This window comes from Kaistia sp. MMO-174 (assembly GCF_037147815.1).
GTDB classification, from domain to species: Bacteria; Pseudomonadota; Alphaproteobacteria; order Rhizobiales; family Kaistiaceae; genus Kaistia; species Kaistia nematophila.
The window spans coordinates 748,662-772,830 of sequence record NZ_JBBCUO010000001.1 but is presented as its reverse complement, the minus strand read 5'-3'; the positions used below and the strand labels follow the sequence as shown (position 1 = coordinate 772,830).

Below are 24,169 nucleotides of genomic sequence, written 5' to 3'. Positions count from 1 at the left end.
GATCAGGCGGGAAGCCCCGCCGGTTTCGGGCCGCCATAGGCCCAGTCCAGCAGTTCGATCGTATGCACGACCGGCACCCCGCCCGAGAGCTGGGTGATGCAGCCGATGTTGCCGGTCGCGACGACATCCGGCGCGACCTTGGCGATGTTGCCGAGCTTGCGCGCCTTCAGCTGCTGGGAGAGCTCCGGCTGCAGCATGTTGTAGGTACCGGCCGATCCGCAGCAGAGATGTCCCTCCGGCACGTCGCGCACGGTGAATCCAGCCTTCGACAGCAGCGTCTTCGGCGTCGTCTTGATCTGCTGGCCATGCTGCATCGAGCAGGCGGAGTGGTAGGCGACGGTCAAAGGCTTGGGAGCGGCAACCGGCGCCAGCTTCAGGCTCTCGAGATATTCCGTGATGTCCTTGGCGATCGCCGAAACCCGCTTCGCCTTCTCGGCGTAGGCGGCGTCCTCGCGGAACATGAAGCCGTAGTCCTTGATCGTCGTGCCGCAGCCGGACGCCGTGATAATGATGGCGTCGAGCCCCTCGCCATCCATCTCGGCGATCCAGGCGTCGATCGTCCGCTTCGCCGTCTCGTGCGACTGCTCGGATTTGCCCATGTGGTGGGCGAGCGAACCGCAGCAGGTCTCCCCCCTGGCGATCACCACCTCGACACCGACCCGGTTCAGCAGGCGGATCGTCGCCTCGTTGATGCCGGGATCGAGCACCGGCTGGACGCAGCCCGAAAGCAGCGCCACCCGGCCGCGCTTCTCGACCTGGGTCGGGAACGTGCCCGGCCCCTCCGAAGCGGTGCGACCATGCGGGAAGCGCGGCGCCAGCTTCAGCATGGCGCTGATCCGCTTGAAGCCCGGCACCTTGCCGATCGGGCCCGCGAAGGGACGCGCCATGGCGGCGCCGACAAGCGCCAGGCGAAAGCGATTGCGATAGGGCAAGATGCCCGCGATCGCGGTGCGGATCACCTTGTCGGCGAGCGGGCGGTCATAGGTCTCCTCGATATGCGCGCGGGCATGATCGACGAGGTGCATGTAGTTCACGCCGGACGGACAGGTCGACATGCAGGAAAGGCAGGACAGGCAGCGATCGACATGCTTGACCACCTGCTCGTTGGCCGGCTTGCCGCCCTCCAGCATGTCCTTGATCAGGTAGATGCGGCCGCGCGGACTGTCGAGTTCGTCGCCAAGCAGCACATAGGTCGGACAGGTCGCGGCACAGAAGCCGCAATGGACGCAGGTTCGCAGGATCTTCTCGGATTCGCGGACATCCGGATCGGCGAGCTGGGCAAGGGAGAAGGAGGTTTGCATGGATCACTCTGCCGCTGCGGGCGGTGTTGAGAAGGGTGCCGGATCGTGCTTGCGCAACCCCAGGCCATCTGGCATTGGCGAGGCGCGCGAAATCTCTTCAGCGCATTCAAGGGAATAGCTATGCAGCATCGCCTGTGGGCCGCCGTCGGAGCGGCCTTCTTCACGTCTCTCGTTCTCGCCGGCACCGCCAGCGCCGAGAACCGCCAGGTGAAGATCATCAACGAAACCAGTTCCGACCTCAGCGAATTCTACGCTTCGAACGTCGGCGCCAAGGATTGGGAAGAGGATATTCTCGGCGACGACGAGGTTCCCGCTGGCGGATCGGTCACCATCAACATGGATGACGGCAGCGGATACTGCAAATTCGACTTCAAGGGCGTCTTCGCGGATGACAGCGAAGTGGTCGAGGAAGGCATCGACGTTTGCGAGGTGGGCGTCGTCCGCTTCACCGAATAGAACGGCTGCGGCCCCGGCGCTTTGCCGCGCCGGCGGCCATCCCATTCCTGTTCCAGCCTCCGGCATGGCTCACATCCTTCCCGGATTGAGCACCCCGGCCGGATCGAAAGTCGCCTTGATCAGGCGGCTCATCGCGGCGACCGCCGGCTCTTCCGGCTCGAAGACGGGCACGGTCGCCCGCAGCGTCGGCGAACCGCGCACCAGCATGGCATGACCGCCCACGGCCGTGACCGCCGCCCGCACCACCGCGGCGCCGCCATCGCCCTCTCCCGGCGCGCTCGCCCAGACCAGACCGCCGCCCCAATCATAGACGAGCCGGCTCCCCAGCGCGGCGGCGAGCGCGTCGCCCACCTTCGGACCGTCGGTCGGACGGACTGAAATCCGCCAGATCGCCGCCTCATGCGGAACCTCGAGCGCCTCGACGTCACGGATGCCCTTCCAGAGCACGCGCGAGGCCTCGGCGGCGATGATGTCAAAATTGCCGAAGGGCTTCAGGACCTGATCCAGCCGCTCGCTGCGATAGCGGACGGAAGCCTCGAAGCCTTCCAGCCGCAGCAGCGTCCGCGCCGGCATGCCGTCCGTGGCCGGCAGATGGGCAGCGGCCGTCACCTCGAAGGGCGTGCCGAGCGCCGCCGTCAGCGCCGCGACGCCGCGCTCGGACGACAGCCCGCTCAGAAGCAGCGTCCGCTCCGTCTCCGCCTCGGGAACGAGCTTGTATGTGACCTCGGTCAGAACTCCGAGCGTGCCCCAGGAACCGGCCAGCAGCTTGACGAAATCATAGCCGGTCACATTCTTCATGACGCGGCCGCCGGTCTTGATCGTCTCGCCGCGGCCGGTGGTGGCGCGCACGCCGATCAGCGAGTCGCGCGCGGCGCCGGCATGGATGCGGCGCGGGCCGGAGCTGTTGGAGGCGGTCATGCCGCCGATCGTCGGCGTGCCGTGACCGCCGAGCAGCTGGCGATAGTCGATCGGCTCGAACGGCAGGCGCTGCCGGTTGGCGGCGAGCGTCTCCTGGATCTCGGATAGCGGCGTGCCGGCACGAGCCGAGATCACCAGTTCCGAGGGCTCGTACAGCGTGATGCCGGTCAGGAGCTGCGTCGACAGCGCGCGCTCGGCATGGACGGGCCGGCCGATCGGCCGCGTGCCGCCGCCGTGAATGGCCAGCGCGCTGCGCGACTGCGCCGCTTCATGCACGATCGCCTCGATCTCGGCCTCGTTGTCGGGGAGAAGGATCGACGTCATCGGCGGACTTCCTGCAAGACGGGCATTTCGGGCATCAGACGGGGCGTCCCGCGAGCGGGAACACCTTGTGCGGGTTGAGCAGCCATTGCGGATCGAGCGCGGTCTTCACCCGCATCTGCTGGTCGAGATCGATGGTGTTGAACTGATAGGTCATCAGGTCGCGCTTCTCGATGCCAACGCCGTGCTCACCGGTCAGGCAACCGCCGAGCTCGACGCAGAGCTTCAGGATGTCCTCGCCGCAGCGCTCGGCCTTTTCCTGCTCGGCCGGGTCGTTGGCATTGAAGAGCACCAGCGGGTGGAGATTGCCGTCGCCGGCATGGAAGATGTTGGAGACGCGCAGCCCGTAGCCCTCGCAGATCCTGGCGATGCCGGTCAAAACGGCCGAAAGCTGGCCGGTCGGGATGGTGCCATCCATGCAGATATAATCGGCCAGGCGGCCCATGGCGCCGAAGGCGGACTTGCGCCCCTTCCAGATCGCGGCGCTCTCGGCTTCCGATTGCGAGATGCGCAGGCCGGACGGGTTGTAGTCGGCGGCGATCGTCGTGATGCGCCCGATCAGATCCTCGATCTCGGCCTCGGAACCCTCGACCTCGATGATCAGCAGCGCCTCGACGTCGAGCGGATAGCCGGCATGGGCGAAGGCTTCGCAGACCTTGATCGCCGGCCGGTCCATGTATTCGATCGCGACCGGAATGATGCCGGAGGCGATGATGGCCGCGACGCAGGCGCCGGCGTCCTCGGCCGACTGGAAGCCCATCAGCATCGGCCGCGCGCCCTCGGCCAGCGGCAGGATGCGAAGCGTCGCCTCGGTGACGACGCCGAGCTGGCCCTCCGAGCCGACGATGAGGCCGAGCAGGTCGTAGCCGGCGGCATCGAGATGCGCGCCGCCGAGCTCGACGATGGTGCCGTCGATCAGCACCATCTTGACGCCCAGCACGTTGTTGGTGGTGACGCCGTATTTCAGGCAATGCGCGCCGCCGGAGTTCATGGCGATGTTGCCGGCGATGGTGCAGGCGAGCTGGCTCGACGGGTCGGGCGCGTAGAAGAAGCCGAGATGCGAGACGGCGCCGGAAACGCCGAGATTGGTGACGCCGGCCTCGACGCGGATGGTTCGGTTGGCGATGTCAACGTCGAGGATGCGGCTCATCTTCGAGACGCCGAGCACCACCGCGTCCTCGCTCGGAATGGCGCCGCCGGCGAGCGACGTGCCGGCGCCGCGGGCGACGACCTTGACACCTTCCCGGTTCAGGAATGTTAACACCCTGGAAACCTGCTCGGTGGTTTCCGGCAGCACGACGGCGAGCGGCACGCGGCGATAGGCGGTGAGCGCGTCCGTCTCATAGGCGCGGCGCTCGTCCTCCTCGGTGATCAGCGAGGTCGGCGGCACCAGCGCGGCGAGGCCGGCGAGGATCTCCGCCCGGCGCGCGAGGATGCGCGGATCCGGCTTCGGAATCTCAATCGCGGACATGGCAGCCTCCCTCCCAGTTCAGAACCACTCTAGGCGCGCACGGGTTTGTACCCAAGCCGGGATAGAAAACAATCATCCTTGCCGGTAGATTGAAAATCGCCCTGATTTTTTGCCACCGTAGAGGCAATGAGCACACTATCCGATATGGAGATCTTCGCCCGCGTTGTCACCGCCGGAAGCCTGTCGGCGGCGGGGCGCGAGCTGGATCTTTCGCCCGCCGTCGTCTCCAAGCGCTTGAAGCGGCTGGAGGATCGGCTCGGCACGCGTCTACTCCAGCGCACCACCCGGCAGATCGCTCTGACCGAGGCCGGCCGCGGCTTTCACGACCGCGTCGTGCAGATCCTCGCCTCGATCGACGAGGCAGAGTCCTTCGTCAGCCGGCGCTCGGACGTGGCGCGCGGCACGCTCAAGGTGTCGGCGCCGACTACCTTCGGCCGACTGCACATCGCGCCCTATCTCGGCGCCTTCCTCGCCGCCAATCCCGGCCTGACGGTCAATCTGGTGCTCTCGGACGAGTTCGTCGACCTGGTCAAGGACGGCATCGACGTCTCGATCCGCATCGCCGAGCTGACGGATTCGAGCCTGGTGGCGCGGCGGCTGGCGCCGAATCATCGCCTGCTCTGCGCGACGCCTGCCTATCTCGCCGAGCACGGCACGCCGAAGACTATCGCCGAGCTGTCGCGGCACACGCTGCTCGCCACCGCCAGCCAGGATCCCTGGCGGCTCGAGGGGCCCGACGGGCCGGCGACGGTGCATGTCGAGGGCCGGCTCAGGACCAATTCGAACGAGGTGGTGCGCGAGGCGGTGCTCGCCGGGCTCGGCATCGCCTTCCGCTCGACCTGGGATGTCGGGCCGGAACTGCGCGAAGGCCGCCTCGTCGTCGTGCTGCCGGCCTATCGCGCCTCGCGGCACGTGGCGGTGCATGCGGTCTATCCGAGCCGCCGCTTCCTCGCCGCCAAGGTCCGGCTGTTCATCGACCATCTCGCCAGGCTCTATGGCGAGCACCCGCACTGGGACCAGGGGCTGGAACCCATCCTCGCGCCGACGAAAGCCCCCTAGTCGCCATGTCCGTCGTCATGCCGCGAGCGGATGCGGCGGACGAGGAACCAGACGAACAGCGCCACCGGGATGACCGCGAAGGCGGTGACATGCGTCGGATCGAGCTCGAAGCCGACCATCGGCGAACCCTTGGCCAGATAGCCGATCAGGCCGACGATGTAGTAGCTGATCGCCGCGACGGAGAGCCCTTCGACCGTCTGCTGCAGGCGTAGCTGCAGGCGCGCCCGGCGGTTCATGCTGTCGAGCAGCGCCCGGTTCTGCTGCGACAGCTCGACATCGACGCGCGCCCGCAGCAGCGCCGCCGCGCGGGCGAGCTTTCGCGACAGGTCCTGCTGGCGGCTCTCGACCGTCTGGCAGGTGCGCATCGCCGGCGCCATGCGGCGGGCGAGATAGGCGGTGAAGCTCGAATAGCCCGGCGTCGGCCGCTCGCTCATGGCGTTCAGCCTGAGATGGGTGATTTCGGAATAGGCGCGGCTGGCGCCGAAGCGGAAGGCGCTCTCGGCGGCGCCCGCCTCCAGTTCGCCGGCGAGCGCCGTCAGGTCGTCGAGCAGCCGCCGATTGGCCTCGAACCCCTCGCTCGAACGGAAGCGGGCGGTGTTCGCCACCAGCTGGGTCTCGATCCGGCGGATCTCCGGCTGCAGGCGCTGCGCCTCCGGCAGGCCCAGGAGCGCCAGCGTCCGGTAGGTCTCGAGTTCGAGCAGGCGCTGCACCACCGGCCCGGCCTCCTGCGGCTCGAACCCGCGATCGATGACCAGCAGCCGCGTATAGCCGTCGCCATCCTCGCGGAAATCGCTGGCGATCACGCCGCGCCCGCCGGCCACCTCGGAAACCGCCAGCGAACCCGGATCGTAGGAGGCGAGGATGTCGGCGACGGGCCGATCGTCGGACACGAGGTCGAGCCGGACGGCGACCATCAGCGGCCCCGGCGGCTCGAACGCCTCGCCGAACGGCGTATCCGCCGGCAATGCGCCGGCGCTGCCGCGCACGTCCCAGCTATAGGTGGTGAATTCGGCGTGGCTCTCCCAGCGCAGCGTGCCGCCGGCGAGATCCACGACATGATGGCGCGCATCGGCGGCCGGCTGCGGCAGGCCGTTACGGGCGCAGAGCGCCGCCAGGCTGCCCCGCGCCGCCGCGGACTGGGCCGCGTCCGTCATGAAGGCGAAGCTCAGGACGATGCGCGGCGCTTCCATCATGAGGAAGGGCCGCGCATGAATTTCATGCAGCACGGCGCCGCGCAGCGGGTGATCCTCGAAACGTCTCGGCCCTTCGCGCATCGCCCTCTCCCGCCAGCGCCGCCCACTCAAGCAGTAGGCGGGCGGCGGGCCGGGCTCAACCCCGGTCGATGACGGTTTCGTCGATCTCGGCCAGGGTGCGACGACCTGTCAGAGCCATCGAGACGTCGAGCTCCTTGCCGACGATCTGGATCACCTTGGAGACGCCCGCCTCGCCGCCGGCGCCGAGGCCGAACAGGAAGGCCTTGCCCATCATGCAGCCCTTGGCGCCGAGCGCCAGCGCGCGCAGCACGTCCTGGCCCGAGCGGATGCCGCTGTCGAACAGGATCTCGGTCTGCTTGCCGACGGCGTCGACGATGCGCGGCAGGCGCGAGATCGCCGACGGCGCGCCGTCGAGCTGACGACCGCCATGGTTGGAGACGACGATGGCGTCGGCGCCGGTGTTGACGGCCTTCTGCGCGTCGCCGACGTCGAGCACGCCCTTCAGGATGAGCTTGCCGGGCCAGATCGAACGGATCCAGGCGACGTCGTCCCAGTTCAGCGCCGGGTCGAACTGGCCCGAGATCCACTGGCCGAGCGACTTGACGCCGCTCATGCCCTCGACGCCGGTCAGGTTGCCGAAGGTCTTGTGCTTGCTGCCGAGCACCTCGAAGGCCCAGGGAAGCTTGGTTGCCATGTCGAGCACGTTGTGCAGCTTGATCTGCGGCGGCACGGTCATGCCGTTCTTGATGTCGCGGTGACGCTGGCCCTGCACCTGCAGGTCGAGCGTCAGGATCAGCGCCGAGCACTTGGCGGCGATGGCGCGCTCGACCAGTTGCTTCGCGAAGTTGCGGTTCTTCATCACGTAGAGCTGGAACCAGAACGGGCGCGAGGTGGCGGCGGCGACGTCCTCGATCGAGCAGATCGACATGGTCGAGAGCGCGAACGGGATGTTGGCCTTCTCGCAGGCCTTGGCGGCGAGGATCTCGCCGTCGGCATGCTGCATGCCGGTGAGGCCGGTGGGCGCGAAGGCGAAGGGATAGGCGAACTTCTCGCCGAGCAGCGTCGCCTCGGTCGAGCGGTTCGAGACGTCGACCATGACGCGCTGGCGCAGCTTCAGTTCCTTGAAGTCGGCCGAGTTGGCGTCGATCGTTTCCTCATTGTAGGAGCCGCGATCGGCATAGTCGAAGAAGGCGCGCGGCACGCGGCGCTTCGCCAAAAGTCTCAGGTCTGCAATGCTCGTTGCGTCCTTCAAGCCGCCCATGGCGCCGCTCCAATTGGTTCTGAAATCTTGAAATGCGGGCCGCGCCCGCCAACTGGATCAATTTCTTGACCACTTCCTGATTTCCGCTGATAGGCTCTTCCGCATGGTCTTTCAACCGATTCCTTCCCGCGCGACCGCCGACGAGGTGGCGCGACAGATCGAGATGCTGGTGCTGGAGGGCGTGCTGCATCCCGGCGACAAGCTGCCGGGCGAGCGTGACCTGTCGGCGACGCTCGACGTGTCGCGGCCGATCCTGCGCGACGCGCTGAAGGCGCTGGAAGCGCGCGGGCTGGTCGAAAGCCGGCCCGGCGGCGGCACTTATGTGGCGGCGATCGAGGGCGCGATCTTCGCCGCGCCGATCGTCGACCTGATCGCGCAATCCCCCAAGGCGGGCGGCGACTATCTGGAATTCCGGCGCGAGATCGAGGCGACGGCGGCGGCAATGGCGGCGGAGCGCGCCACCGAGGCCGACCGCACCATCCTCGCCCGCATCATCGAGGCGATGGAGGCGGAGCACGACAAGGCGGATTTCCGGCGCGAGGCGGCGCTCGACGTCGAGTTCCACCAGGCGATCGGCGAGGCGACGCACAACATCGTCATCATCCACGTGCTGCGGGCCTGCTACCGGCTGCTCGCCGACGGCGTCTTCTACAACCGCAGCCGCCTCTACGGCCAGACCGGTTCGCGCGACCAGTTGCTCGCCCAGCACAAGGCGCTGCGCGACGCAATCTTCGCCGGCGATCCCGAGGCCGCCCGCAAGGCTGCGATCGATCACATCGCCTATGTCTCGGCCTCGATGCGGGACGCCGCCGAAGCCGGCGCCCGCGCCGAGATCGGCACGCTGCGGCTGATGCAGTTCGAGGAACGCGCCACGGCGAAGCGGCCGGTGCGCAAGGGATAGCCCCTTCTTTCCGACCGGAGAGGACGACCGCGCTGCCGTTCGCCTTTCCTGCATGAGAGGTGAAGACCAGGCCTGCCGCCGCCCCTCAAGCTCCCCAAAGCTGAACTCGTCGCTCGCTTCCGTTCGTGGCATAGTGAACGGAGAAATCCAGCTTTGGTTTGGAGAACCCCATGGGCCTCGCCAAGGAAAAGCCGCTCTACGAGACGCCGACCGACTACGAGGACGACGTCTACCTCTGGCTCTACGAGCAAATCGAACTGCTGCGCCAGAAGCGGATCCAGGAAGTGGACCTCCCCAACCTGATCGAGGAACTCGAGGACATGGGAAGCGAAAAGCTGCATGCGCTCGAATCCGCCTATCGCCTCCTCCTCGCCCACCTCCTCAAATGGAAGTACCAGCCCCAGAAGCGCTCCAGTTCCTGGGAGATCACAATCGGGCGCGAACGCGACAACATCGACGCACGAGAGCGTGAGAGCCGCACTCTGGCAGCGCAAGCCAAGTCCATCGTCGAGACCGTGTATCGTCGATCCGTTCGCGAAGCAGCGACCGAGACAGGCTTGCCGCGTGAGAGCTTCCCGACCGAATGTCCATGGACGCTCGACCAACTCCGCGACGAAGACTTCCTGCCCGACTGACCCTAGCGCGCGTCGCTCCTCGCCATGCGGCGCTCTAGGGCGCGGACCAGCAGCGACAGGCTGATGGTCATGACGAGGTACAGGAACGCGACAACGTTGTAGGTTTCGAAGAACAGGAAGGTCGAGGACGAGTAGACCTTGCCGAGCTGGGTCAGGTCCTGCACGCCGAGCGCCGAGACCAGCGCCGAATCCTTGATCATCGAGACGAAGTCGTTGCCGATCGGCGGCAGGACGGTGCGGGTCGCCTGCGGCAGCACGACGAGGCGAAAGGTCTTCATGCGCGACAGGCCGAGCGAGGCTGCCGCCTCCGTCTGCCCCTTGGGAACAGCCTCGATGCCGGCGCGAAAAATCTCGGCCAGAAAGGCCGAATAGCCGATCGTCAGCGCCGCGATGGCCCGCGCCGTCATGCCGAAATCGCGCACGCCCAAGCCCGGCAGCCATCCCTGCTCGATCGGCGTCGCCAGCACCCAGTTCCAGAACGCGACGAGCTGCGGCGCGCCGACGAACGCCATGTAGAACAACAGCACCAGCATGGGGATGCCGCGCACGATCTCGACATAGAAGGTCGCGATCTCGCGCAGGATGCGATGGCGGGACGTGCGCGCCAGCGCGATCAGCAAGCCGAGCGCCATCGCCAGCGCAAAGGCGATGAACGTCACCCAGAGCGTGACGAACACGCCCTGCCGCACCGCCGCGAAGATGGTCGCATAGTCGCCATTCGCGGAGATCAGCCAGAGGAACAGTACGCCGAGCAGGCCGATGGCGAGCAGCCAATACGGAATTTCGCGACGCGGCGTTTTCGGAGGTGACGGCATGAAAAACTCAAGCTGCGTTTCCCTCTCCCGCGGGAGAGGGAAAGAAGAGCCAGTCCATCCTGCAGGATGACAGCCGGGGCCGATCCCTACTGGCCGGCCCGGTACTCGTAGAACCACTTCTGGTTCAGCTTGTCGAAGGTGCCGTCGGCCTTCATCGAGGCGATGGCGGCGTTGATCGGCGCGGTCAGGTCCGAGCCGGGCTTCAGGATGAAGCCGAATTCCTCGGTGCCGAGCGGCTCGCCGACCACCTTGAACGAGCCCGGCGAGGCGCCGATGTAGCCGTCGGCCGAAGTCTTATCCATCAGCACGGTGTCGACGTCGCCGGTCTTCAGCGCCTGCACCGAGGCGCCGAACGTTTCAAAGAGCTTGATCCGCGGGTTCTTCTCGTCGCCGTCGAGCACGTTGTAGACCGCAACGTAGAAATTCGTCGTGCCGGCCTGGGCGCCGACCAGAAGCTTGTCGTTCGGCTTGAAGCTGGCGGCATCGGTGAAGCGGTTCTCGTCGGCGCGGACCAGCATCAGCTGCTGCGAGATCATGTAGGGATCGGAGAAGTCGACCTGCTTCCTGCGCTCGTCATTGATGGTGATGCCGTCCATGCCGACATCGAACTGACCATCGCGCACGGCCTGGATCATCGTATCCCAGCTCGCCAGCTTCCAGTCGACCTTGGCGTTCAGGCGCTTCGCGATCTCGTTGAAGGCATCGTATTCCCAGCCGATGCCCTGCCCCGACTTCGGATCGACGAAGTTCAGCGGCGTGTAGGCATTTTCGGTGACGGCGACGATGGTGCGGCCCTTGAGATCGGGCAGATCGGCGGCCCGGGCCGCCGAAGCCCCCAGCGCAAGCGCGGCGGCAGCGGCGAAGGCAATGGTCTTCCAAAAGCGCATGGTGAGGTTCCAGCGTTCGTTGAGGTCAGAAAGGCCGCCAGCCCCCTCGGCCGCGGTGGCACCAGCTTTAGCCGTTCGGTCCGCGATTGACGAATCCGTTCATCGGATCGTCGCAATCCAGGCGCGGGCGATCGCCCGGCCGGCCGCGTCGGCGCGGCTGCCGAGCGGCCCCTTCTCGCGCGCGTGGCGCTCCGGCCAATCGGGATCGATCGAGGCGGCGACGTCGCCGAAGGCGTCGCTCCAGTCGCGCACCAGGGCCGTATCGGCCTCGAAATGGAACTGGATGCCGTAAACGGCGCGGCCGATGCGAAACGCCTGGTGCGGCGTCATCGCGCTGGTGGCGAGGTGCACGGCCCCTTCCGGCAGGGTGAAGGTGTCGGAATGCCAGTGAAACAGGGGCGACGGCCCATCCAGCACGCCGACGACCGGATCGTCGCGCCCGGCCTCTGTCGGCGTCACCTCCTGCCAGCCGAACTCGGTCGGCCGGCCGAGGACGTTGCGGGCGCCGTAGCCGCGCGCCAGAATCTGCGAACCGAGGCAGATGCCGAGCACGGACTTGTCGGCGTCACCAAAGGCCCGCATCAGCCTGGCGAGGCGCGGCAGGTAGGGATGCTTCTCGTCGTCGACCGCGCTCTGGCCGCCGCCCAGCACGATGATCGCGTCGTAGCCGTCCGGCGCATCGGGCAACGGATCGCCTTCATGCGCCTGGCGGACATCGATCACCGCCCCGGCGGCGGCGAGCGCCGGCCGGATCAGGCCGAGCGACGTGGCTTGATAGTTCTCGACGACGAGGATGCGCATGGACGGTCGGCTCGCAGGATGGAGGCATCCACCAATAGATGCCGAACCGAACGATTCCGCCAGTGCGCGGCGCGGACTTTTCTGGGCTCGCGCCGAACTGCCTCGACCTACTCCGCCGCCGGCTGCGGCAGCGGCTGGGCTCCCGTCTCGGGCGCGGCCGGCTCGGTGCCGGGCTTCGCGGCCGTGCGGTGGCGCAGGCTCGACAGGAAGCGGCTGAAGCGCTCCATCTCGATATAGATGACCGGCGTGATGAACAGCGTCAGAAGCTGCGAGACGAGCAGGCCGCCGACCACCGCTATGCCGAGCGGCTGGCGCAGCTCGGCGCTGGCGCCCGTGCCGAGCGCGATCGGCACCGCGCCGAACAGCGCCGCGAAGGTCGTCATCATGATCGGCCGGAACCGGCGCACCGCGGCGCGGTGGATCGCCGCCTCGGGCTCGAGGCCCCCCTCGCGCTGGCCGTCGATGGCGACGTCGACCATCATGATCGCGTTCTTCTTGACGATGCCGATCAGCATCAGGATGCCGATCAGGGCGATCACCGAGAGGTCGAGCCCGGCCCATTTCAGCGCCACCAGCGCGCCGAACGCCGCCGCCGGCAGGCCGGACAGGATGGTCAGCGGATGGATGAAGCTCTCATAGAGCATGCCGAGAACGACATAGATGGTCAGGATCGCCGCGGAGATCAGCAGGCCCTGCGTCGCCAGCGACTGCTGGAACACCTGCGCCGTGCCGGCATAGGAGGTATAGACGCTGGCCGGCACGCCGATCTGCTGCTTCAGCACCTCGACCTGGGCGGTGGCGTCGCCGAGCGCGACGCCGTCCGGCAGGTTGAAGGAGATGGTCGCCGCCGGCAGCTGGCCAAGCTGGTTGACCGTCACCGGCCCGAAGGTCCGCTGCACGCTCGCGAAGCTCGATAGCGGCACGAGATTGCCGGACGCCGAGCGAACGCGGATGTCGGAGAGCAGGCTGTCCGACCAGGCGAGTTGCGGATCATATTCGAGGATGACGTCGTAGCTGGAGCCGGTCGACTGGATCGTCGCGGCGGTCGCCGTGCCGAAGCCGTCCTCCAGCGTCTGGCGCAGCGTCGCGGCGGAGATGCCGATCGAATCCGCCTTGTCGCGATCAACGACGATCCGCGCCTGCAGGGCATTGTTCTGCAGGTTGTTGGCGACGTCGACAAAGTGCGGGTCGGCCCGCATCGCCGTGGTCAGCCGCGTCGCCCAGTCGTTCAGTGTCGGCTCGTCGATCGATTGCAGCATCAGCTGGTAGGTGCTCTGCGAGCTGACGCCGCCGATGCGCAGGTTCTGCACCGGCTGAATGTAGGACCGGATGCCGGCGATCTTCCCGAGCTGCGCCCGCAGGTCGTTCAGGATGACGTTCAACGGCGGCCGCTGGTCCTTCGGCTTCAGCTGCACCGACAGCGAGGCGGAATTGAGCGTCACCGAACCCGGGCCGCCGCCGACGAACGAGGCGACATGGACGACATAGGGCGAGGCCTTCAGGGTCGCCTCGACCTGGCGCTGCAACCCGACCATGGCGTCGAAGGAGATGTCCTGGCGCGCCTGGGTGGAGACGGAGAGCTGGCCGATATCCTCCTGCGGGAAGAAGCCCTTCGGCAGCGTCATGAACAGCCAGCCCGACGCCGCCACCGAGGCAAGGAAGACGCCGAGGATGATGAAGCGATGCGCCAGGCACCAGCCGACGCCGCGATCATAGCGGTGCTCGACCCAGAGGAAGCCGCGCTCGAACCAGGCGGCCGGGCCGCGGCGGACATGGCTGGTGGCGGACTTCGGCAGCCGGGCCGTCAGCATCGGCGTCAACGTCAGCGACACCACCATCGAGGCGCCGATCGCCAGGGTGACGACGACGCCGAACTCGTTGAACAGCCGGCCGATCACGCCGCCCATCAGCAGCACCGGCAGGAACACGGCGACGAGCGACAGCGTCATCGAGACGATCGTCGGCCCGACCTCGCGGCTGCCGACCAGCGCCGCCTCGAAGGGCGGCATCCCCTCCTCGACGTGGCGCATGATGTTCTCGAGCATGACGATAGCATCGTCGACGACGAGGCCGACCGCGAGCGTCAGGCCGAGAAGCGAGATGTTGTCGACGCTGAAGCCGAAGAAATACATGCCGCCGAAGGCGGCGACCAGCGACAGCGGCACCGCCAGCGCCGGGATGAAGGTGGCCGAAAGCTTGCCGAGGAACAGGTAGATGACGAGGATCACCAGGCCGATGGTGATCGCCAGCGTCGTCTGCACATCGGCAATGGCGGCGCGGATCGAGGTCGAGCGGTCGTTCAGCACCTTGATCGTCATCGAGGCGGGCATCGACGCGATCAGCTTGGGCAGCTGCGCGTTGACGGCGTCGACGACGGCGACCGTGTTGGCGCTCGGCTGCCGCTGGATCGCCAGCACGATCGAGCGCGTGCCGTCATACCAACCTGCGGTCTCAGTGTTCTGGACGCTGTCGACGACGTTGGCGACGTCGGAAAGGCGGACCGGGTTGTTGTTCGGGTTGGCGACGATCAGCTGCTTGAACGCCTCGGCGTTCACCATCTGCGTCGGCGCGTCGATGACCAGCGATTGGCTCTTGTTCTGCATCGTGCCGACCGGCGTCTGGTCGTTGGCGGCGGCGAGCGCGGTCGAGATCTGGTCGAGACCGATGTTGCGGGTGGCGAGCTTGTTGGGATCGGCCTGAACGCGCACGGCATAGGTCTGGCCGCCATAGACGCCGACCTGGGCGATGCCCGGCAGGGTCGAGAGGCTCGGCGAGATGACGTTCTCGGCGAAGTCGTCGACCGTCGACATCGGCAGGGTCGAGCTCTGCACCGCCAGCAGCAGGACCGGCGCATCCGCCGGATTGACCTTCCGGTAGCTGGGCGGGTTCTGCATGTTGGGCGGCAATTGCCGCAGGGCGCGGTCGATCGCCGCCTGGACGTCGCCGGCAGCCGTGTCGATGTTCTGGTTCAGCACGAATTGCAGCACGACCTGCGAATTGCCGAGCGAACTCGTGGCGGTGATCGTGTCGATGCCGGATATCGTTTCGAACTGCTTGATCAGCGGGGTGGCGACCGCCGTCGCCATCGTCTGCGGCGAGGCGCCGGGCAACTGCGCCGAGACGCTGATCGTCGGGAAGGCGACCTCCAGCAGGGCGGCCACCGGCAATTGCTGGTATGCGAAGACGCCGCCCATGGCGATGCCGAGGAAGAACAGCGTCGTGGCGACCGGGCGCCGGATGCAGAGTTCGGAGATCTTCACAGCTTGGCCTCCGATCCGCTGACCTGTTCCGGCACGCCGGACTTCTTCTGCGGCGCGTCGGTCTTCGGGGCATCAGTGGCGGGCGCAGCGCCGGCCGCGGCCGGCTTGCCATCGCGCACCGTCACCTTCATGCCGTTCGCGAGCGAGAGCTGCCCCTCGGTCACCACGTTGTCACCCGCCTCGAGACCCGAGACGATGCCGGCGCGATCGCCGACGATGCCGGCGAGCTGCACCTGGCGGACATCGATGGTCTGGTCCGGCTTGACGACGAAGACGTTGGAGCCGTTCTGGCCGGGCTGCACGGCGACGGTCGGCACGAGGACGACATCGCTATGGGAGCCGAGGTCGATCTCGACCTTGACGGCCTGCCCCGGCCAGAACTCGCGGTTCCGGTTGGGAACCGCCGCCCGCACGGCCATGGTGCCGGAGCCCGAGTTGATGTTGCTGTCGATGAAATCGACGGTCGCCTGGGCGGCAGGGACCGGAGCGGGCTCCGCTGCGGCGGCCGGCGTCGCCTGGGCGGGATCGCCGCCCGCCTTCTGGCCGGAGACCGCAGCGGTCGGCGGATTGGACGGCGACACCCGGACCGGCACGTTGCCGGCCGAAAGCGACTGGCGCAGCAGGCCGACATCGGCGTCGGAGACGGTGAAATTGGCCTCGAGATTGTCCATGTCGGTCAGCACGACCACCGTCGTGCCGGGCTGGACGAGGCTGCCGACGGTGATGGCGAACGCCCCCAGCCTTCCGTCATGCGGCGCCGTGATGTGCATGTCGTCGACCACGACCTGGTCGGCATCGATATTGGCCTGGTCGAGCTGCACTACAGCGGCCGCGCTCGCCGCCGCCGCCACGGCCTGGTCGAGCTGCTGGGCGGAATCGACCTGGCGGGCGACCAGGTCCTGCGCCCGCTTCAGATCCGCCTTGGTCGAGACGACCGTGGCCTGATCGCGCGCCAGCGCCGCCTTGTCGCGCGCCAGCGTGGCCTTCGCGGCACGATCGTCGAGCTGGACGAGCAGGTCGCCGGCCTTGACGTCGGCGCCGTTCGCCACGGCGATGGTGGTGACGACGCCCTGCTGCTGCGTGGTCACGGTCGTCGAGGAAACCGAGTTGATCCAGCCGATGGTGGAGCGCCGGACCGGCAGGTTGCCGGTTTCCGCCGTCGCCACGGTGACGGAGGGAACCATGTTGCGCGCGCCGGCCTTGCCGGTGCCGCCGCCGCGCCCGCTGGCCGGAGGGCCCGAGCTCGCCACCTGGCCGTCGACCCAGGCCGGAAGCAGGCCCTGCTTGTAGGCCACCCCGAAACCAAGCACGACGACAACCGCCAAGCCAAGGACAACGGATCTGCGCATGATGAGCTTTCCCCTGCGTACACCTAAGCTATGGGGTGATCGCTTTCGGGTTCCTCATTAAATCGCGGTAAGCTCGCGGCGGGCCGGCCACAGCCAGCGCTAACCCAGCGCCCGGCTTCACTTTTTGGCCGTTATTCGGCGCAGTTCTCCGCGAGTTCCCAAATTCCGTCGGACCGATTCATCAAAATGCGTGAGGTTTCACTCACAAAGATTTGCTGGACGCGCCTCGACGTTCCTGCTCTCGGTGGCCTTTGCCCCCCGCAAATCGGACCGCCGCATGCCTTCCCTTTCCGATTCGATCCCCGCCGGCGCGACTGCCGCCGCCACGCCGCCAGCGCCGAAACCGGCCGGCGGCGCGATGACCCGGCTCGACTATTCGCTCTACGCCGTCACCGTCTTCGCGTGGAGCACCAGCTGGATCGCCTTGAAGCTGCAGCTCGGCGTCGTCGCGCCCCAGGTGGCGCTGACCTGGCGGTTCCTGCTCGCCTCGCTGGTGATGTTCGGCTGGGGCGTCCTCCGCCGCTATCGCCTCGCCTTCCCGCTCGCCGAGCATCTGCGCTTCGCGGGGCTCGGCTTCTTCATCTTCTCGATGAACTTCCTGCAGTTCTATGTCGGCGGCGCCAAACTGGCCTCGGGCCTGCTCGCCGTCATCTTCTCGCTCGCCTCCGTCTTCAACATGCTGCTCGGCGCCATCTTCCTGAGCCAGCCGATCGACCGGCGGATCCTGCTCGGCGCCGCCTTCGGCTTCGGCGGCGTTGCGCTGATGTTCTGGCCGGAGATCGCCGGCACCGAGATCGACCACGACGCAGCGATTGGCCTGCTGCTCTGCGTCGGCGGCACGCTGTTCTTCTGTATCGGCAACATGATTTCCGCCTCGACGCAGAAACGCGGCATCCCGGTCGTCTCGGCCAGCGCCTGGGGCATGGCCTATGGCACGGCGATCCTGGCGTTGACAGCCGCCATCCTCGGCAAGCCGTTCATCATCGACTGGTCATTGCAGTATATCGCCTCGTGGCTCTGGCTGTCGCTGCTTTCGTCGGTGATCGCCTTCTTCGCCTATCTGACCCTGCTGGGGCGGATCGGTTCCGGCCGGGCCGGCTATTCGACGGTGCTGTTCCCCGTCTTCGCGCTTCTGATCTCGACTTTCGCCGAAGGCTATCACTGGACGATCTTCGCGATCGCCGGCCTTGCACTGGTGATGGTCGGCAACGTGATCGTGCTCGGCAGGCGCTGAGCAACGGGAAGGCCCCGGAGGGCCGCGGCCTTCCGGGTTGCGCGATCAGACCATCCGCATGCTCATGCCGCCGTCGACGACGAGCGTCTCGCCGGTGATGAACTCGTTGGTCAGGAGCTCGACGGCGGCGGTCGCCACCTGCTCGGGCGAACCGAGGCGCTGCAGCGGGATGCGGTTGGCGAGGTTGTTGGCGCGCGCCTCCGGCGTCATCGCCTCGTGAAAGCGCGTCTCGATGATGCCGGGGCAGATCGTGTTGATGCGGATGCCCTCATGGCCATGGTCGCGCGCCAGCGCCCGGCCCATCTGCGGCAGCGCGCCCTTGACCGTCTGGTAGGCGATCGTCGCGGGACAGCCGCGCAGGCCCGCCACCGACGAGATCAGCAGCATCGCCCCGCCCTGCTTGGCAAGGGAAGCATGCGCCGCGCGGAAGAGATGGAAGGGCGCATGGACATGGACGCGGAAGGCGTTCTCCCACGCTTCCGGCGTCACCGTCAGCGCCGTGCCGGGAACCGCGCCACCGGCCGAGGGCACGAGATAGTCGATGCGGCCGAAGCGGGCGAGCGCCGCATCGACTATCGCCGGCGCGGAGGCCGGGTCGGCCGCGTCGGCGGCATGGAACAGGACGCCGGTGATCGCGCCCAGTTCGCGCATCAGCTTTTCCACCGGCTCGTCGCGGTGACGGCCGGAGAGGACGAGGTCGACGCCCCGCGCCGCCAGCGCGCGTGCGATCGCCGCGCCGATGCCGCGCGTTCCCCCAGTGATGATGGCTGCAGGCCTCGTCGAATCGGACATTCTGATTTTCCTCCCAGAAAGCGCTTCCAGGGTGGTATCGGTGCACTGATTCAGGCTTCTGGTCCACCGCCGGCCGCAGTTTTGCGGGCGAAGGGCGCGTCCATTGCCGTTCCTGCGGCACGCCGCTAAGGTGCCGCGCCTCACTGCTTCGGAGTACTCATGGCCCGCGACGCTACCGATTCCACGATCGTCGAATCGCGCGACGAACTCGTCGACGTAATCGCCAGCGGCTCCAAGCCCAAGGCCCAGTGGCGGATCGGCACCGAGCACGAGAAGTTCGGCTTCTATAGCGATGACCTGAAGCCCGTTCCCTACGAGGGACCGCGCGGCATCGAACGCATCCTGCGCCTGATGGAAGGCCTGCTCGGCTGGCAGCCAATCGAGGATCGCGGCCTGATCATCGGCCTCGTCGATCCGGTCGGCGGCGGCGCCATCTCGCTGGAGCCCGGCGGCCAGTTCGAGCTTTCCGGCGCGCCGCTCGAGACGATCCACCAGACCTGCCGCGAGCTGCATGCGCATCTCGCCCAGGTGCGCGAATGCGCGGCTCCGCTCGGCGTCGGATTCATCGGCCTCGGCACCTCGCCGATCTGGTCGCTGGCCGAGACCCCGGTGATGCCGAAATCGCGCTACGAGATCATGGCGCGCTACATGCCGAAGGTCGGCACGCGGGGCCTCGACATGATGTTCCGCACCTCGACGGTGCAGGTGAACCTCGACTTCGCCGACGAAGCCGACATGGTCAAGAAGATGCGCGTCTCGCTGGCGCTGCAGCCGATCGCGACCGCGCTGTTCGCCAATTCGCCCTTCCTCGACAACAATGCCAACGGGCTTCTGTCGAACCGCGCCGAGATCTGGCGCGACACCGACAACCGGCGCTCCGGCCTGATCCCGTTCGCGTTCGAGGACGGCTTCGGCTTCGAGCGCTATGTCGACTGGGCGCTCGACGTGCCGATGTATTTCGTCAAGCGCGGCGACACCTATCACGATGTCGCCGGCCAGTCGTTCCGCGACCTGCTGAAGGGCGAGCTGCCGTCTCTGCCGGGCGAGGTGGCGACGCTTTCCGACTGGAACAACCATCTGACCACGCTGTTCCCGGACGTGCGGCTGAAGAAGTACATCGAGATGCGCGGCGCCGATGCCGGCCCGTGGCGGTCGCTGACGGCACTGCCGGCGCTCTGGGTCGGCCTGCTCTATGATCAGGCCTCGCTCGACGCGGCCTGGGAGTTGGTCAAGGACTGGACGGCGGAGGAGCGCCAGGCGCTGCGCGACGGCGTTCCGCGCACGGCGCTTGCGACGCCGTTCCGCAATCGCACGGTACGTGACATCGCCCGCGACATGCTGCAGATCTCGCGCCGCGGCCTCGCCGCCCGCAACCAGCTGAACAGCGACGGTCATGACGAAGCCGTCCACCTGCAGCCGCTCGAAGAGATCGTCGCCAGCGGCCAGACGCTCGCCGAAAGGCTGCTGCACGAGTGCCGCACCGAGTGGAACGGCGATATCGGCGAGGTCTTCCGCCGCCACGCCTACTAGTTGCGCATTCTTGTCGATTGATCCTTCTCAAAGCGCGTGGGCGGAGTAGACTCTAGCCTCGCCTCGGTCGAGATAAGTCAAGGAAGCGCATCATGGATATCAAGGACATCAGCGTCGTCGTGGATCTCGCCGGCGAACGGCGCGCCGTCCGCGCCGCCGCGGATCTCGCCAAGCGCCTCGAAGCGCACCTGACCGGCCTTTCGCTCGCCTATGATCCGATCGTGCCGGGCTATGCGGTCGCCCCCGTCCCGGCCGATTTCATGATCAGCGCCCGCAACCAGGCGCTCAAGGAAGCCGAGACGGCGATCGACGCCTTCCACCAGATCGCCGCCGAAACCGGCATCGACGGGGAGGCGCATCTGGTCGACGTCATGGCCGGCGGCGGCCTCGACGGCATCGTGCACGAGGTCCGCCTCGCCGATCTCGTCATCATCGGCGAAGACGATCCCGACCATCCCGAGCCCGTGCGCGAGGCGCTGACCGAGGCCGTGCTGTTCAACGCCGGCTCGCCGCTCCTGATCGTGCCGCGCCAGGGCAAGACGACGATCGATCCGAGCCGGATCATGATCGCCTGGGACGGCACCATCACCGCCTCGCGCGCCGTCCGCGCCGCCATGCCCTTCCTCAAGATGGCCAAGCATGTCGAGATCGTCCTGGTCGACGACGGCAAGAAGCTGCCGACCGGCGAGCGGCTCTGCGGCCATCTGCTGCGCCACGGCGTCGAGAGCAGCATCCGCAAGGTGCCCAATCCCGGCAAGGACGTCGCCAAGGCCATCCGCCAGGCGGCCATCGACGCCGACGCCGGCATCATCGTCATGGGCGCCTATGGCCATAGCCGCCTGCTCGAGTGGATTCTCGGCGGGGCGACGCGCGGCATGCTCAACGACCTGGCCCTGCCGGTGCTGATGACGCACTAGCCGGCCGGCGGACATTGGTCGACGCCAACCGATGCCGCGCGACGCTGACTGACGGGCTGCGGGAGCACGCGATGAAGACGTTCTACGATCTGATGCTCGAGGCCCAGCAAGGGGCCTTCGCCGCGTCCATGGCCAAGGAGTTCGGCATCTCCCCGGACCAGCAGGCGAAGGCGTTCGAAGCCATGATGCCGGCCTTCTGGCTCGGACTCCGGCGCAGCGCCGCCGATCCGTTCGGCGTCGCCGCCTTCTGGCAAAAGGTCGGCGCCGGGCAGTTCCAGTCCTATTTCGAGAACCCGCTCGCCGCGCTGACGCCGCGCGCCCAGGCCGACGGCGAAAGCATCGTCGAGCGGATGTTCGGCTCGCTGGAGATCGCCCGCGCGGTTGCCCTGCAGGTCGAGGCGACGACGGGAATCACGCAGGACGTGGTGCGGCGGATGATGCCGGTCATGGCCAACATGATGATGGGTGGGCTGCAGCGGCAGACCAAGGCCGATGCCAACCCCTTCCTCGCCATGATGCGCGAGATGACCGGTGGCCCGCCGCCGAAGCCGGCGCCGAAGAAGCGGCCCGACCTGCCATTCGTCACACTGATGGAAAGCTTCCTCGGCCCCGAGAAGGAACCGGAGCCGGATCCGAACGACGAGCCGATGAGCAACGAAGAGGTGATCGACCGCCTGTTCGATGCCAGCCGCAGCATGCAGAACAGCTATCGCAAGTCGATGGAGATGATCTTCGACCGCTTCACGACCCTGCCGAAGAAGGACTGAGGCACCGGCGTCCGCGGAATGAAAAAGGCCCGCCACATGCGCGGCGGGCCAAGTACGGAACCGCCAGGGGATCTTGGGGTTCCGGCTGCAGGGGTGAGCAAGGCCCGTGGGGCTCAGGCCTTGCGCTCATAGCGTGCGGCGGGGCCGCGCAGTTCGGCAGCCTGTGCGAGACGATCCTGCGCCTGCGCACGGTTGGCGTAGCGGCGCTCGAGCGACCGCATCGAAAGCTGCACCGAGGCATCCTGGTCGGCACGGGACGCGAGGGCGGAATAGACGTCGCCTTCCGTCAGGCCGATGTCGCGCAGCATATGCGCGTCCCATTGCAGAAGGCGCGCCACGGAACGACGATTTTTCCAGATACGAAAGCGCGTAACCAGAGCGCCAGCGACGCCGGCGCCGATCGTCAGGATCTGGCGGCCACGCGACACGCGTGCATGCGGGGTATACGTTTCGAATGTGGTCATGTCAGCCTCCGTCGGCAAGCGTGAAGGGTTCCTTCGATCGTCTCGAAGGGGCTGCCCGGCACGCGTCTTGGGTACAGCCTCAAGATGCCCCGTCGCGATTGATCATTCCAACGAATGTTTCTAATATCAGCCATCGTAATTGATGATGCATGTCGTCCGGGTGCGGCTGCTTCTTGCACCCTCCCGGCGGACCGTTCCAGCCGAAACGCCGATGCTTCGTTCGCGGGCGAAACGTCGGGATTTCCGCGAGATCCGGAACGGTTCCTGCATCGATCGGGAGAAATGCCATGGCCACGATGCTCGATCTCGACCAGTTGCGGACCTTCGTCGCCATCGCGGATTCCGGCAGCTTCACGCGGGCCGCCGAGACGGTCCACAAGACGCAGTCGGCCGTCTCGATGCAGATGCGACGGCTGGAAGAGCGGATCGGCAAGCCAATCTTCGGCCGCGACGGGCGCAGCGCCAAGCTGACCGAAGACGGCGAGCGCCTGCTCGGCTATGCCCGCCGCATGGTCCGCCTTTCCGACGAGACGATGGCCGCCTTCGACGACGACGAGCTTTCCGGCCGCGTCCGCCTGGGCACGCCGGACGATTATGCCGACCGCTTCCTGCCGGAAATCCTGGCGCGCTTCTCGCGCTCCAACCCGCGCGTCGAGGTGACGGTCGTCTGCGAGCCGACCGTGCAGCTGATCGAATGCCTGCGCGAGGGCGGGCTCGATCTCGGCATCATCACCAACATCAAGGGCACGCCGATGACCGAGGTCGTCCGGCAGGAGCCCCTGCTCTGGGTCGTTTCCAACCATCACCAGCTGGAGCAGGACGACGTGCTGCCGCTGGCGCTCGGCCGCGACACCTGCTGCTGGCGCAAGAGCGCGATCGAAGCGCTGAGCCCGATCGGACGGCGCTACCGCATCCTCTATTCCAGCAATAATTCGACCGCCGTCTCCGCCGCCGTCCTCGCCGGGCTGGCGATCTCGGTGATGCCGGAATCGGCGCTGCGCCCGGGCATGCGCGTCCTCGGCGAGGCGGACGGCTTCCCGCGCCTGCCGCCCTGCGAAATCGGGCTGGTGCGGGCGTGGAACAAGCCCTCCAACCCGATCGTCGACGCCCTCGCCGAGCATATCGTGTCGTCGCTCGACAACCTCTCCATGCAGATCGCGGCAGAATGACCACACCGCCCCGGCTGGTTCCGGAACTGGAAGTCACCAGCCTCGCGGAGGCGCTGCGTTTCTATGTCGGGCTCGCCGGCTTCCGCCTCGCCTATGGCCGGCCGGAAGAAGGCTTCGCCTATCTCGACCGCGACGGCGTGCATCTGATGCTGGAGGAGGCGGAAGGCCCCGGCCGGCGCTTCCATGCCGCGCCGCTGCAGCGTCCGTTCGGCCGCGGCGTCAACTTCCAGATCGAGGTCGACGATGTCGGCAAGCTCTGGGAGCGGATGCGCCACGCCGCGCCGATCACCCTCCCCTTCGAGGAGCGCTGGTATCGGCGCGAAACGGAAGAGCTCGGTCACCACCAATTCGTCGTCGCCGACCCCGACGGCTATCTGCTGCGCTTCTTCACCAGCCTGGGCACGAGGCCTGCGGTCTCCTAGGGTCCGTACTCCATTGGGAACGAGGCAGCGCTTGATGGAAATCGGGTCAGTTCAAGGAGATGACGGCGACGTTGGGCCTCACCCAACGAGCCGGTAGCGACGCCGAAATGGCCCGGTTTCCGTCAAGCCCTTCGGGTTGGGCCAAAATCGTGCGCGGGTGCGTCGCCGATCCGCGCCGATGGACCAGACCATCGAAACAAGTCCCTCACCCAACCCTCTCCCGCA

At 67.2% G+C, this 24,169-nt stretch carries 22 protein-coding genes; 10 read left to right on the top strand and 12 right to left on the bottom strand.

Annotated features, from left to right (window positions below; all coding sequences use genetic code 11):
• Positions 1-2: 2 nt before the first annotated feature.
• Entirely contained in the window at positions 3-1,301 is a 1,299-nt protein-coding gene (gene glcF, locus WFK98_RS03325) for a glycolate oxidase subunit GlcF (RefSeq protein WP_336799275.1), read from the bottom strand.
• A gap of 120 nt (positions 1,302-1,421) precedes the next feature.
• Here glcF and WFK98_RS03320 point away from each other — a divergent pair, with 120 nt between their 5' ends.
• On the top strand, positions 1,422-1,757 hold the full coding sequence (locus WFK98_RS03320) for a hypothetical protein (RefSeq protein WP_266339721.1): 336 nt from the start codon (positions 1,422-1,424) through the stop codon (positions 1,755-1,757).
• 69 nt (positions 1,758-1,826) lie between these two features.
• On the opposite strand, the gene WFK98_RS03315 is transcribed toward WFK98_RS03320, so the two are convergent.
• Both WFK98_RS03315 and WFK98_RS03310 read right to left on the bottom strand, forming a co-directional pair.
• On the bottom strand, positions 1,827-2,999 hold the full coding sequence (locus WFK98_RS03315) for an FAD-binding protein (protein WP_336799274.1): 1,173 nt from the start codon (positions 2,997-2,999) through the stop codon (positions 1,827-1,829).
• A 34-nt stretch (positions 3,000-3,033) separates the two neighbouring features.
• Positions 3,034-4,467 (bottom strand): FAD-linked oxidase C-terminal domain-containing protein, encoded by a 1,434-nt coding sequence (locus WFK98_RS03310; RefSeq protein ID WP_336799273.1) that lies wholly within the window; start codon positions 4,465-4,467, stop codon positions 3,034-3,036.
• Positions 4,468-4,593: 126 nt separating this feature from the next.
• Between WFK98_RS03310 and WFK98_RS03305 the strand changes: the two genes are divergently transcribed.
• Positions 4,594-5,526 carry a LysR family transcriptional regulator gene (locus WFK98_RS03305; RefSeq protein ID WP_336799272.1) on the top strand — a complete coding sequence of 311 codons (933 nt, stop codon included), beginning with the start codon at positions 4,594-4,596 and terminating at the stop codon, positions 5,524-5,526.
• Here the strand turns inward: WFK98_RS03305 and WFK98_RS03300 are convergent.
• Together WFK98_RS03300 and WFK98_RS03295 are read right to left on the bottom strand one after the other, a co-directional pair.
• Positions 5,523-6,800: a DUF3422 family protein gene (locus WFK98_RS03300; protein WP_336799271.1), complete on the bottom strand. Its 1,278-nt coding sequence runs from the start codon at positions 6,798-6,800 to the stop codon at positions 5,523-5,525. The genes WFK98_RS03305 and WFK98_RS03300 overlap by 4 nt on opposite strands.
• Positions 6,801-6,855: 55 nt before the next feature.
• Positions 6,856-7,992: an alpha-hydroxy acid oxidase gene (locus WFK98_RS03295; protein WP_266339946.1), complete on the bottom strand. Its 1,137-nt coding sequence runs from the start codon at positions 7,990-7,992 to the stop codon at positions 6,856-6,858.
• A gap of 112 nt (positions 7,993-8,104) precedes the next feature.
• On the opposite strand from WFK98_RS03295, the gene WFK98_RS03290 reads away from it, so the two are divergent.
• Both WFK98_RS03290 and WFK98_RS03285 read left to right on the top strand, forming a co-directional pair.
• The gene (locus WFK98_RS03290; protein WP_336799270.1) at positions 8,105-8,902 is read left to right on the top strand and encodes a FadR/GntR family transcriptional regulator; all 798 of its coding nucleotides are present in this window, start codon (positions 8,105-8,107) and stop codon (positions 8,900-8,902) included.
• Between the two features lie 170 nt (positions 8,903-9,072).
• Positions 9,073-9,537: a DUF29 domain-containing protein gene (locus WFK98_RS03285; protein WP_336799269.1), complete on the top strand. Its 465-nt coding sequence runs from the start codon at positions 9,073-9,075 to the stop codon at positions 9,535-9,537.
• A gap of 2 nt (positions 9,538-9,539) precedes the next feature.
• Here WFK98_RS03285 and WFK98_RS03280 read toward each other — a convergent pair whose 3' ends face one another.
• The 5 genes from WFK98_RS03280 to WFK98_RS03260 all read right to left on the bottom strand — a co-directional run bounded on the left by WFK98_RS03280 (position 9,540) and on the right by WFK98_RS03260 (position 16,649).
• Complete coding sequence (locus WFK98_RS03280) at positions 9,540-10,352, bottom strand: amino acid ABC transporter permease (protein ID WP_336799268.1); 813 nt, start codon at positions 10,350-10,352, stop codon at positions 9,540-9,542.
• 86 nt (positions 10,353-10,438) lie between these two features.
• A complete protein-coding gene (locus WFK98_RS03275) occupies positions 10,439-11,239 on the bottom strand; it encodes a transporter substrate-binding domain-containing protein (RefSeq protein WP_336799267.1) in 801 nt (266 codons plus the stop codon).
• A gap of 99 nt (positions 11,240-11,338) precedes the next feature.
• The gene (locus tag WFK98_RS03270; RefSeq protein ID WP_336799266.1) at positions 11,339-12,040 is read right to left on the bottom strand and encodes a type 1 glutamine amidotransferase; all 702 of its coding nucleotides are present in this window, start codon (positions 12,038-12,040) and stop codon (positions 11,339-11,341) included.
• 107 nt (positions 12,041-12,147) lie between these two features.
• Entirely contained in the window at positions 12,148-15,300 is a 3,153-nt protein-coding gene (locus WFK98_RS03265) for an efflux RND transporter permease subunit (RefSeq protein WP_336799265.1), read from the bottom strand.
• A complete protein-coding gene (locus tag WFK98_RS03260; RefSeq protein ID WP_336799264.1) occupies positions 15,297-16,649 on the bottom strand; it encodes an efflux RND transporter periplasmic adaptor subunit in 1,353 nt (450 codons plus the stop codon). Before WFK98_RS03260 ends, WFK98_RS03265 begins: the two co-directional genes overlap by 4 nt.
• Before the next feature lie 277 nt (positions 16,650-16,926).
• On the opposite strand from WFK98_RS03260, the gene WFK98_RS03255 reads away from it, so the two are divergent.
• Positions 16,927-17,883 (top strand): DMT family transporter, encoded by a 957-nt coding sequence (locus tag WFK98_RS03255; RefSeq protein ID WP_336799263.1) that lies wholly within the window; start codon positions 16,927-16,929, stop codon positions 17,881-17,883.
• A 45-nt stretch (positions 17,884-17,928) separates the two neighbouring features.
• On the opposite strand, the gene WFK98_RS03250 is transcribed toward WFK98_RS03255, so the two are convergent.
• On the bottom strand, positions 17,929-18,675 hold the full coding sequence (locus WFK98_RS03250) for an SDR family NAD(P)-dependent oxidoreductase (RefSeq protein ID WP_266339709.1): 747 nt from the start codon (positions 18,673-18,675) through the stop codon (positions 17,929-17,931).
• A gap of 159 nt (positions 18,676-18,834) precedes the next feature.
• Between WFK98_RS03250 and WFK98_RS03245 the strand changes: the two genes are divergently transcribed.
• The 3 genes from WFK98_RS03245 to WFK98_RS03235 all read left to right on the top strand — a co-directional run bounded on the left by WFK98_RS03245 (position 18,835) and on the right by WFK98_RS03235 (position 21,889).
• Positions 18,835-20,205, top strand: coding sequence for a glutamate--cysteine ligase (locus WFK98_RS03245; RefSeq protein ID WP_336799262.1), 1,371 nt, complete (start codon positions 18,835-18,837; stop codon positions 20,203-20,205).
• A gap of 92 nt (positions 20,206-20,297) precedes the next feature.
• The gene (locus WFK98_RS03240; RefSeq protein ID WP_266339707.1) at positions 20,298-21,122 is read left to right on the top strand and encodes a universal stress protein; all 825 of its coding nucleotides are present in this window, start codon (positions 20,298-20,300) and stop codon (positions 21,120-21,122) included.
• Positions 21,123-21,193: 71 nt separating this feature from the next.
• Positions 21,194-21,889: a DUF937 domain-containing protein gene (locus tag WFK98_RS03235; protein WP_336799261.1), complete on the top strand. Its 696-nt coding sequence runs from the start codon at positions 21,194-21,196 to the stop codon at positions 21,887-21,889.
• Positions 21,890-22,002: 113 nt separating this feature from the next.
• Here the strand turns inward: WFK98_RS03235 and WFK98_RS03230 are convergent, their stop codons facing one another.
• Positions 22,003-22,353 (bottom strand): DUF1127 domain-containing protein, encoded by a 351-nt coding sequence (locus tag WFK98_RS03230; RefSeq protein WP_266339705.1) that lies wholly within the window; start codon positions 22,351-22,353, stop codon positions 22,003-22,005.
• 287 nt (positions 22,354-22,640) lie between these two features.
• Between WFK98_RS03230 and WFK98_RS03225 the strand changes: the two genes are divergently transcribed.
• Positions 22,641-23,522, top strand: a complete 882-nt coding sequence (locus WFK98_RS03225; RefSeq protein ID WP_266339704.1) for a LysR substrate-binding domain-containing protein — start codon at positions 22,641-22,643, stop codon at positions 23,520-23,522.
• Positions 23,519-23,944 (top strand): bleomycin resistance protein, encoded by a 426-nt coding sequence (locus WFK98_RS03220; protein WP_336799260.1) that lies wholly within the window; start codon positions 23,519-23,521, stop codon positions 23,942-23,944. The genes WFK98_RS03225 and WFK98_RS03220 overlap by 4 nt, the downstream gene beginning before the upstream one ends.
• The last annotated feature ends 225 nt before the right edge of the window (positions 23,945-24,169 follow it).